At 55.0% G+C, this 10,302-nt stretch carries 6 protein-coding genes; 2 read left to right on the plus strand and 4 right to left on the minus strand.

The window, feature by feature from the left end; genetic code table 11:
• Positions 1-147: 147 nt before the first annotated feature.
• From FHT97_RS29660 to FHT97_RS29675, 4 genes are all read right to left on the minus strand, one after another.
• Positions 148-564, minus strand: a complete 417-nt coding sequence (locus FHT97_RS29660) for a response regulator (RefSeq protein ID WP_183865078.1) — start codon at positions 562-564, stop codon at positions 148-150.
• A 70-nt stretch (positions 565-634) separates the two neighbouring features.
• A complete protein-coding gene (locus tag FHT97_RS29665; protein WP_183756880.1) occupies positions 635-1,378 on the minus strand; it encodes an ATP-binding cassette domain-containing protein in 744 nt (247 codons plus the stop codon).
• Positions 1,356-2,417, minus strand: coding sequence for an ABC transporter permease (locus FHT97_RS29670; protein WP_183756770.1), 1,062 nt, complete (start codon positions 2,415-2,417; stop codon positions 1,356-1,358). The genes FHT97_RS29665 and FHT97_RS29670 overlap by 23 nt, the downstream gene beginning before the upstream one ends.
• A 24-nt stretch (positions 2,418-2,441) precedes the next feature.
• Positions 2,442-3,386 carry a sugar ABC transporter substrate-binding protein gene (locus tag FHT97_RS29675; RefSeq protein ID WP_183865079.1) on the minus strand — a complete coding sequence of 315 codons (945 nt, stop codon included), beginning with the start codon at positions 3,384-3,386 and terminating at the stop codon, positions 2,442-2,444.
• Between the two features lie 383 nt (positions 3,387-3,769).
• Between FHT97_RS29675 and FHT97_RS29680 the strand changes: the two genes are divergently transcribed.
• On the plus strand, positions 3,770-9,376 hold the full coding sequence (locus FHT97_RS29680) for an AAA family ATPase (protein WP_183865080.1): 5,607 nt from the start codon (positions 3,770-3,772) through the stop codon (positions 9,374-9,376).
• A gap of 234 nt (positions 9,377-9,610) precedes the next feature.
• Positions 9,611-10,210, plus strand: a complete 600-nt coding sequence (locus FHT97_RS29685) for an HD domain-containing protein (RefSeq protein WP_183865081.1) — start codon at positions 9,611-9,613, stop codon at positions 10,208-10,210.
• The last annotated feature ends 92 nt before the right edge of the window (positions 10,211-10,302 follow it).

Genomic DNA, 10,302 nt, shown 5'->3' on the forward strand with positions numbered 1-10,302 from the left:
CGCTTTGGCATAGTCTGCGACCGTCCGGGAGATGTCGCTCAGGTCCATTGGCCGAGGCGCGACGGTGTCTTGGAAACCGGACGGCGTGTACGCCTTTTGATGCCCGGGTTGATAGCCGACGGTGCCAACGGCAAGGCGCAACGATGTTTACGGGGACGGTTCCCAGGAAGCCAGCGCCGTGCTCACGGTTTCCAGCAACTCAGCGGAGTTGATGGGTTTCGTTAAAAATGCAACGGCGCCTCCATTCATTGCGTGAGTATTGCGCGCCTCCTCGTACCCGGACACGAAGATAGTTGGCATATTTATCCCCTTCGCCGCCATGACGCGTTGAAGTTCCAACCCATTGAGCTCCGGCATATTGATGTCCAAAATCAAGCAGCAAGGACCTGGAGTCGCAGCGTTTTCCAAGAAAAGCTCCGCGGACGCAAACACTGCCGGCTTCCATCCAGCAATCTGAACCAAATGTCCAAGTGACTCTCGGACGGACACGTCATCATCAACTATAAAAATAATTGGCTTTTCCGGATCGCTATTCGAGCGCGGCTGAACGAGCTTCGTAATCATTTCAACCACTCCTATGCTTTGATCAGTGGGTAGCTGGGCCCAAACCCTTCGGGAGAAGGGCCGTCCTTTTTCAGATAACACCCGCCATCATCCTGGTCAGTTGGGCCTCCGTTAAGTTCGATTTGTCAAATGTTCCAACGTGACGTCCGAGAAATAGCACAACAAAGGTGTCTCCGATCGCGTAGGCATGTTGCACGTTGTGGGTCACGAGTATCACGCCCACGCCCGCATCCTTGGCACGCCTTACATACCCGAGCACTACTTCGACCTGTCTGACCCCAAGGGCTGACGTCGGTTCATCAAGAATGAGGATACGACCGCCAAAATGGAGGGCTCTTGCTACCGCTACGCCTTGACGTTGACCGCTGGAAAGCGTCCCTATGGGAAGGCGCACGGAAGCTGAACTGACGCCGAAGTCGCGCAAAGCCTTCTCCGCGATAGCGATCGCTGCCTTTGAGTTGAACCGTCGGAACGGCCCCCAACCAATTGTGGGCTCACGCCCGAGGAAGAAATTGCGATATACAGGCATCATCGGTACGACAGCGAGATCTTGGAATACCGTGGCGATACCTCTGTCGCGTGCTTGGGCGGGAGAACCTAATTTCACATCGATCCCACCCACACGTATCGTGCCGAGGTCGGGCTTCTCTACCCCACTCAGAATGTGGATTAGCGTGGACTTGCCGGCCCCATTGTCGCCAAGTAAACAGACCACTTCTCCGCATCGGACGGAAAGACAAACGTCCCGTAACGCTGCCACATCACGGTAGAATTTTGTAACGTTCACCGTCTCAAGGTAGGGTTCGCCCGATATCGCCGCTCCTCCGTGGTTTCAAAGCTTTTAGCCTGGTGTAGTTATTTACCAGCACCGCGAGAAGGAGCACGACGCCAAGAAACGTCATGAACCAAACGTCGGGCAGTGGCGTGAAGAAAAAGCCTTGTTCGACCATACCGAACAAGAGAGCGCCCAAAAATGAACCGATCGGCGAGCCATACCCCCCCGTCAGCAGGGCGCCACCAATTACTGCGGCGGTCACCACTTCGAATTCCCGTCCTGTCGCCGCGTTCGCATCACTCTGATTGATCGCAAAAATGTCCAGTGCCGCTACGAACACTGTCGAAACTGCAACGGCTATATAGAGGGTCACTTTCACCACTTGCACTGGGACCCCCAACTGCAGCGCGGCACGGCGATCTCCCCCCGTCGCGAAAATCCAGTTGCCGAAGGCCGTTTTTTCGAGAACCCATGCGCCAAGCATTGTCACAACAAGCCACCAAACGAGCGAAACTGAGAACGGACCAATCGAAGACGCGAACAAAAACGAGAGTCGGTCCTCGCTGGCATGATCTCGAACTCCGTCGATCGTCGTCGTGCCAACGAGCATTCGCAGCCCGCCTTGGGCGATACCTCGAAGGATGAAAAGCATGGCAAGGGTTATGATGAATGAAGGAAGCTTAGTCTTGACGACCAAGATCCCATTGACCGCGCCAACAACTGACGCGATGAGAATGGCGGCTAAGAACGCGTCGGCGACCGGCCAACCGCCATACACCATCAAATAACCCAAGATTGATTGGCTCAGTGCGACGTTCGCCCCGACAGAGAGGTCGAATTCCCCCGCAACGAGCAGCAACGTCACGGGCGCGGCGATAATCCCTATCTCAGCTCCGACTTCCAGATAATTGCGCGTCATTGGTAACGTCAGAAACCCAGCGTGGCCGGTAAAGAAGGCAAAAAAACTGAACACCACGACAGTGCCAACCAGGGCGGTCGATTCTGGGCGAGCTAGTATTGACAAGCCGCTTTTCGCCCCCGCCTTCTCGTTGCACCCCTGTTGAGATGACGCTTCCATATCATACGCCCCAACGCTCGACTGTCATCGACCAGTGGCCTCGATATGATTCACGTTGCTTGGGGTAATAACTACGGGACCGGTGATCAGCCGGGCTTCGGCCGGTCGGATCGCTTGACGCACATATAAGTCTAACATGACCACCGGATAGTAGCCCTGCGCGTACTGCTGGGCATCGAGAGCAAAGTCAAGTTCTCCAGATTTCAAGGATCGAATTGCGCTGGCCGTCATATCGATCGTGCCCCAGTGGATATCCCGCGCCCGCTCCCCAAGGTCTGATCTGACCTGCATCATCGCCGTGATGCAGCAGCCGCCAATGGAAAAGACCGCATCGATCGATCCGTCTTTCTGTAGTTCCGACTCCGTGATCGATTTTATCCGATTGGCGTTGTTGAAATCCGACAGCGGGATTTCTGCCAGTGTCGACGTTCCCTTGAATGCTTTCTTAAACCCGTTCGTGCGCGCATCGAGGAAAGGTAAAGCTCCGGGAGGGGCAGTTATTATCAGCGCTTTTCTGGACCCGAATGAATTGAACTGGGCAGCGCCCATCTGGCCTTGTGTACCGGGGTCGTCGCCTACGAAGGCAAGCGCACCCACATTTGCAACCTGATCGCCACCCTGGTTTACGAGAATGACCGGAATGCCAGCATCCGACGCCTTCTTGATGGTGGCGTTCAATGACGATGGCGTCGGATCGGAAACTATGATCCCGTCAGGCTTCGCCGCGATCGCAGCTTCGAGATTTCGACGCTGCTGATTGGGATCGTTGAGGTTATTCTCCACGCCTCGATATTGGACGCTGAGGTCCAAATCTTTCCCGGCCTGCTCCAATCCTTTTATTACACTCACCCAATACGTATCGGACGGCGGAGAATGAGTTACCATAATGATGGTGGAGCTAGCGAACGCCAGACCTTGTGGCACCCAAATGGCTGCGGCTACGAGCGCCGCCAGCGCGAGTTTCCTCATATTAAATCCTCCCTCACATGCAAACGGGTGCTTTCAGGGAGCCGTGATTGTCAGTTCGCGGCCGGTCGGATGATATGTTTCATTTATCGCAAAACAGAATATAATTGTCAGCTAAAGATGGTATTTTCCGCTGAGCTGCCGGTGACTACCGAGGTGCAAGATCGCTGAGACACCGAAAGGACGTGAGGGCGGCGAGCAACAAGATCAGGAATACTGGCTTGAGCTTAACACTGTTTGTCGAGCATTGCGCCTCAAATAACGAAGCGACGTCCTAAATCTCACCTGTAGTTGTCGGATCCTTCACGGCGATGGTCGGTGTTTCGGCCGTGCTCTTTTGAAATGACCCTCGGCACTCATTTGCGACGAACCGTGGAGCTTGACGGATGGATTCCCAGACCTCGCCTGACCCGCGCGGAGGCGGTACGAACGTCCTTTGGGAAGACGGCGAGCGCATTCTCTCTCGAGAGGCGTTTCCTGATGGTGATGGGTCACCTCACAACTTTCTCACGTTGCGTCTAGCTTCACCCTATCCCCGACCTACAAGTATTGCCCAGCTTGAGAACGAGTATCAACTCAGAGATTACCTGGACAGTGCGTGGGCCGTCCTTCCAAAGGAATTCGTCCGGGAGCGGGATAAGACAATGCTAATATTGTCCGATCCCGGTGGCGAGGGTTTGGATCGCAAACTTGGCAAACCAATGCCAATCCTCCAGTTTCTCCATTTGGCTATAGAAACGGTTGCAGCGGTTCGGCAGATGCACCGGACCGGGCTTATTCATAAAAACCTCAGGCCGATTCATATCCTGGCGGATAGCGCCGGCGTTAACGTGCATCTTACTGGTTTCGGACATGCATCCCGACTACCTCGCGAACGCCAAGCTTTGGATCCCCCAGAGTTTATTGCCGGCACTCTTCTTTACATGGCGCCCGAGCAAACGGGCCGGATGAACCGCTCGATCGACTCGCGAAGCGATCTCTACACGCTGGGAGTGATTTTCTATCAAATGCTGACGGGGGAATTGCCATTTCCCACGTCTGACCCATTAGAATTGATTCATTGCCACATTGCTCGGGCGCCTCTTCCGCCGCACGAACGAATACCGAGTATCCCAGCCACAATTTCTAAAATCGTAACGAAGCTCCTGGCTAAAACGGCCGACGACCGTTACCAGACAGCCGCTGGCGTCGAATACGATCTCGGGCTCTGTTTAGCGGGCTTACAGACCGGTGGGCACATCAATCCCTTTGACGTGGGCTGTTTCGATATTCCTGATCGACTGTTGATGCCGGAGAGGCTTTACGGAAGAGAATTGGCAATCGCCTCGCTAGTGGACGCCTTTGGTCGCGTATCCACCACCGGAACTCCCGAGCTGGTAACAATTTGCGGCCATTCCGGCGTGGGAAAGTCCACACTATTCAACGAGCTACAACGGACATTGGTGCAATCCCAAGGCATGTTCGCGTCTGGCAAATTCGACCAGCAAAAACGCGACGCGCCATATGCGACTATCGCCCAAGCATTTCAAGGACCAATTCGCGGCTTGCTAAGCAAGGATGAAGCGGAGTTGGATCTCTGGCGACAGTCTTTGCTGGAAGCCTTGGGAACACAGGCGCGAGCCTTGGTCGATCTTATGCCCGAACTGGCTCTAGTCATTGGGAAGCAAAAAGCCGCTCCCAACCTTCCGGTACAGCAGGCCCAGCAAGCCTTTCAGATCGCCTTTCGCCGCTTCGTCGGAGTGTTCGCCACGGTAGGGCATCCCCTCGTATTGTTTCTTGATGACCTACATTGGGCCGACACCGCATCCTTGGATCTCCTCCAAGATCTAATGACACATGCCGAAATGCAGTACCTTTTGCTCGTCGCCGCCTACAGAGAAAGCGAACTTAGAGCCGGCCATCCACTTCTCTCAAGACTTCAATCAATCCGAGACGGTGGGTTCGAAAGCGAGTTGATCGTGCTGGGCGCGCTCGGTCGAAATGACCTTGAACAGTTTCTCGCCCAAGCGCTTCATTGCGACGAGTCGAGGGCAGCTCCATTAGCCCAGATTCTACACGAGAAAACTGGTGGTAACCCCTTTTTTATAAAGCAGTTCTTGTCTGGGCTCAGCGAAGAGGGTCTCGTTGCCTTCGATGCCCGCGAGCGTATGTGGTCGTGGGATACTGATACCATCCGGCGTAAGCAATATACCGCGAACGTAGCCGAACTGATGGTCAACAAGATCGGCCAGTTGCCTGCAGAGACACGTGCTGCAATGCAGCAACTTGCCTGCCTGGGTACCAGTGCGACGACTGCCACACTGTCCATGGTACTCGCAACGTCTGAGCGTGAAGTCGACGCTGTATTGTGGGAGGCAACCCGACGCGAATTTCTTGAGCACACCGAACGCTCGTACCGATTTATGCACGACCGAGTATTGGAGGCAGCCTACTCGCTCATTCAGCCGGAACATCGCGCCGAGACGCATCTGCACATTGGGCGTCTCCTGGTCTCGCAAACACGGGCTGAGCAACGAGAGGAGATTATCTTCGACATTGTCACTCACCTCAACCGCGGAAAAGAATTGATCGTTTCGGATGAAGAGCGAGCCCAACTTGCTGAATTGAATCTGGCGGCTGGCAGACGTGCGAGGGCGTCGACGGCTTACCATCAGGCACTAAAATATTTCGCGGTTGGCGCATCGCTACTCACGGCCAAGATGTGGGAGGACCGTCATCTGACCGCGTTCGCCCTGGAATTGCACCAGGCTGAATGCGAGTTTCTCGTCGGAAAGATTGAATCTGCTGATGATCGGCTAGCTAGGCTTTCATTGAGATCAGCGAACACTCTCGATCGGGCGAGCGTGGCATGCCTGCGCATCGACTTGTACTCCACCCTCGACCAATGCGACAAAGCCGTCGGCATATGCATTGAGTATCTGCAGTCTTTGGGGCTCCATTGGACTCCCCATCCAAGAAGGTCCCAAGTCAAGCGCGAGTACGACAGAATTTGGAAAAACCTTGGAGATCGGACGATCGAGGAACTTATCGATGTGCCGTTGATGACCGACGAGGTCGCCCTCGCTACGTTGGATGTTCTAACGCGAGTATTACCGTCGGCTCTCTTCGTTGATGCCAACTTTCTCTCGCTGGCTATCTGTCATTCGGTCAACATTAGCCTTGAGCGGGGACATGGCGACGGATCATGTGTCGCTTACGTCTTTTTTAGCAAAATAGCGGGACCACAGTTCAATGACTACAATGCGGGGTATCGGTTCGCGAGCCTCGGCTATCAACTGGTGGACAAGCGCGGTCTTGAGAGGTTTCGCGCTCCCGCTTACCTCTGGTTCGCGCAATTTTCACTGATGTGGATGGAGCACGTCCGTGCAAGTCGGATCGTGGTTATGAAGGCATTTGAGACCGCGACGAAAGGCGGCGACCCAACTCTCGCGGTATATTGTTGCGACAACCTCAATACCAATTTGCTCGCCGCCGGAGATCCCCTCGAAGAGGCGGAGCGCCAAGCCGACGTCGGCCTTGAGCTTGCTGAGCGCGCTCGTTACGGCCACATCGTGGACATCATGAAGGCGCAGCTCGGCGTTATCCGAAGTTTGCGCGGACTTACATACAGATTTGGCTCCTTCGACGACGAACAAATCGCTGAGAGCGACTTGGAAGAGCGCTATGCAATCGACCCTTCCACCAAGCAACCCGAGTGTTGGTATTGGATTCGGAAGCTGCAAGCACGCTTTTTTGCTGGGGATTTCTCCGTGGCCTTGAACGCCGCTGCGAAAGCGAAAAAACTACTCTGGACTTCTGCCGCAATGTTCGAACTGGCAGAGTACCATTTCTACGCAGCCTTATCTGTAGCTGGAAATCAGCGTAGGATTGGAGCCGCAGCTACCAAGGCCGGCATCGATGTTCTGGGTGCTCATCACAGACAGCTAATGGCGTGGGCAGGGAATTGCCCAGAAAATTTTGAGAACCGCGCCGCTTTGGTCGGCGCCGAACTTGCAAGACTCGAAGGGCGCGATTTCGAGGCCCAGCGACTTTACGAACTCGCGATCCAATCTGCTCGCGCAAACGGGTTTCTCCATAACGAAGCGATAGCCTATGAAACTGCCGCACAGTTTTACGGCGCCCACGGCTTTCAGGAGTTCTGCGATACCTACCTTACGAAGGCGCGAGACTGTTACCTACGCTGGGGCGCGCTAGGCAAAGTGAAACAGCTTGAGTCGCTCCATCCCCAGTTATTGAACGCTAAGCAACATCGTTCGGGCCGCGAGGAGCCGGGAGCTGCTGGCAACTCAGACCTTGAAGGCGTCGATGTCGATGTCGACGCTGTTCTCAAGGCATCGCAGGCACTGTCGAGCGAAATTTTACTGCCTCATTTGGTTGAACGTTTAATGACGATCGCCATGCAGACAGCAGGTGCCGACCGCGGGCTCCTGATCCTACCCGATCCGAGTGGGTACAGCATCGAAGCTGAGGCTGTGCTGGAAGGAGACTCGATTGTTCTGCGTCATAAAGATTTCACAGCTCCACCAGTTCCTCGATCCATCATCCGATACGTCATGCGAACCCAAGAAACGCTGATCGTTGACGACGCCGCCGAGCACCACCTTTTTTCCGATGATCCCTACATGACCGGGCAGAGCCCACGGTCAATCCTGTGCGTCCCACTTATTCGTCAAGGCTATCTGAGTGGTCTTCTCTATCTTGAAAATAGTTTGGCATCGCACGTTTTCACGAGCGATCGAGCGCGGCTCTTGGAGCTCATGGGGACGCAAGCTGCTATCTCACTGGAGAACACTCGTCTTTACGGAGACCTTCAAGAACGCGAATCTCGTATTCGGCGCCTCTTCAACGCCAATATCATTGGGATATTCACCTGGAACCTCGACGGGAGGATCATTGATGCTAATGATGCATTCCTTCAGATTGTTGGCTACGAAAGTGAGGATCTGGAGGAAGGTGACCTACGCTGGAAGAGCCTGATGCCGGGCGAGTGGGATCCAGAAAACGATCGTGTGATGGAGGAGATGCGCGCGACCGGCGTCGCTACCCCGTTTGAGGGAGAATACGTCAAGAAAGATGGTTCACGGGTTCCCGTTCTGATTGGTGCCGCGTTTTTTGACGGACGACCAATGGAAGGTGTTGCGTTCGTTATCGACCTTACGGATCGCCGGCGGGCCGAGGGATTAGCCCGTGACAGCGAGCGGCGCTACCACGAGAGCCAATTGGCTCTCGCACACGCGAACCGTGTCTCCGCCATGGGACACTTGGCAGCGTCCATAGCCCATGAGCTGAACCAGCCTCTCTCGGGTGTAGTCGTTAGCGCCGAAACAGCGATTATGCTTTTGAACGACGAGCCTGACTTGCCCGAAGCCCGAAAGGCCCTTGCTCGCGTCGTGCGCGACGGCACCCGCGCCGGTCAAGTTTTCGGCCGGATCCGTACGCTCATCAAAAAGGCGCCTCCGCAGAAATCGTCACTCGAAATAAACGATGTTATCGATGAGGTCATCAGCCTGACCCGAAGTCAGGCGCAGAAGAGTGGCATTCTACTGGAGGCAAAACTCACCAAGGGCTTGCCGCCTGTCCAAGGCGACCGGGTTCAGTTGCAGCAGGTAGTACTGAATCTGATCATGAACGCACTGGATGCTATCAACGACTTTGCCGGTGGGCGGGGCGTCATCTTAGTCAGTTCGGCCAAATCCCAGTCGGGTGGAGTCCACGTATCAGTCCAGGATTCTGGGCCGGGAATTGCGAAGGAAAATTTAGAGCGGGTTTTTGGGGCGTTCTACACCACGAAGCCCGAAGGATTGGGAATGGGCCTTTCGATTTGCCGGTCGATCATCGAGTCGCATGGCGGCAAGCTGTGGGCCGAGCCAGCTTTGCCGACAGGGGCCGTCTTCAATCTTCATTTTCCTACCCCAGAGGAAAAACGCATCACAGATTCACCAAACGTCGACGGTACCGCGACGGCACCCACCGATAGAACCGTCGGCGACTGAAATTTAGCTTCCTGTCCTCCGACACGATCATTACTGATCTTCTTCGTCTGTTCCGGCGTCGAGAATACCGCTGAGAGCTCCTGCTTCCATTGCACTTAGGTATCAGCCAGACGGCGCCGCTAAAGCGCTCGCCGTCAATCGTACTCTCGTCCAATACGCTCCCGCCGAATTGCAGATAATTTTCAGGTGAAATTTGCAGCCGGCTGGCCCGGCGTTCACGGTTGGAGAGCACGGATGTCCACAGATCCCAGAACGATTGCAGGAGTGGGAATTCCAGACAGCACGATGGCCCAGGCAGCGACAGAACTCGTTCGTGACGCTGAAACGGAGCTCCTTTATCACCACTCCAGACGAGTTTTCCTCTTTGGCGCGCTGACTGGCGAACGACGGGGCGTCACGTATGACGCCGAGCTACTCTACATCGGGGCAATGTTTCATGACATGGGCCTTATGGATGCACATGCGAGCCCCAACGAACGCTTCGAGGTGGATGGAGCGAATGCCGCCCGAAACTTTCTCCAATCATATGGATTGCCCGAGCGGGATGTCGACGACGTATGGGATTCGATTGCCCTACATACGACGCCGGGGATCCCGAAGCACAAGCGATCCACTGTGTCCTTGGTTGCTGCAGGCGTCGAAATGGACGTCCTCGGCATCGGCTTCGAGGAGTTCACGTCCAAACAGCGGAACGAGGTATGTGCGTGCCATCCGCGGGGCCTGAAATTCAAGCAAGGCATCCTTTCCTCATTCTGCATGGGCACCATCCGAAAACCTGAGACGACTTTCGGAAACATCAAGGCGGACGTACTTTCGAAAATGGACCCGACCTAGGCCGTAAACTCATAAATTCTCTTGGCGTATTGCGTTCGGCGTGATTCAAGGCTTCCGAATTAGGAGCTATCATGACACGCCGCCGCTACGAA

The sequence above is a fragment of the Rhizobium sp. BK399 genome, assembly GCF_014194695.1.
GTDB lineage: Bacteria > Pseudomonadota > Alphaproteobacteria > Rhizobiales > Rhizobiaceae > Rhizobium.

What these genes read in the sequence shown, in the direction of transcription:
- FHT97_RS29680 (WP_183865080.1), top strand. Translation starts at nt 3,770, where the DNA reads ATGGATTCCCAGACCTCGCCTGACCCGCGCGGAGGCGGTACGAACGTC.
- FHT97_RS29660 (WP_183865078.1), bottom strand. Translation starts at nt 564, where the DNA reads ATGATTACGAAGCTCGTTCAGCCGCGCTCGAATAGCGATCCGGAAAAG.
- FHT97_RS29675 (WP_183865079.1), bottom strand. Translation starts at nt 3,386, where the DNA reads ATGAGGAAACTCGCGCTGGCGGCGCTCGTAGCCGCAGCCATTTGGGTG.
- FHT97_RS29685 (WP_183865081.1), top strand. Translation starts at nt 9,611, where the DNA reads ATGTCCACAGATCCCAGAACGATTGCAGGAGTGGGAATTCCAGACAGC.
- FHT97_RS29670 (WP_183756770.1), bottom strand. Translation starts at nt 2,417, where the DNA reads ATGGAAGCGTCATCTCAACAGGGGTGCAACGAGAAGGCGGGGGCGAAA.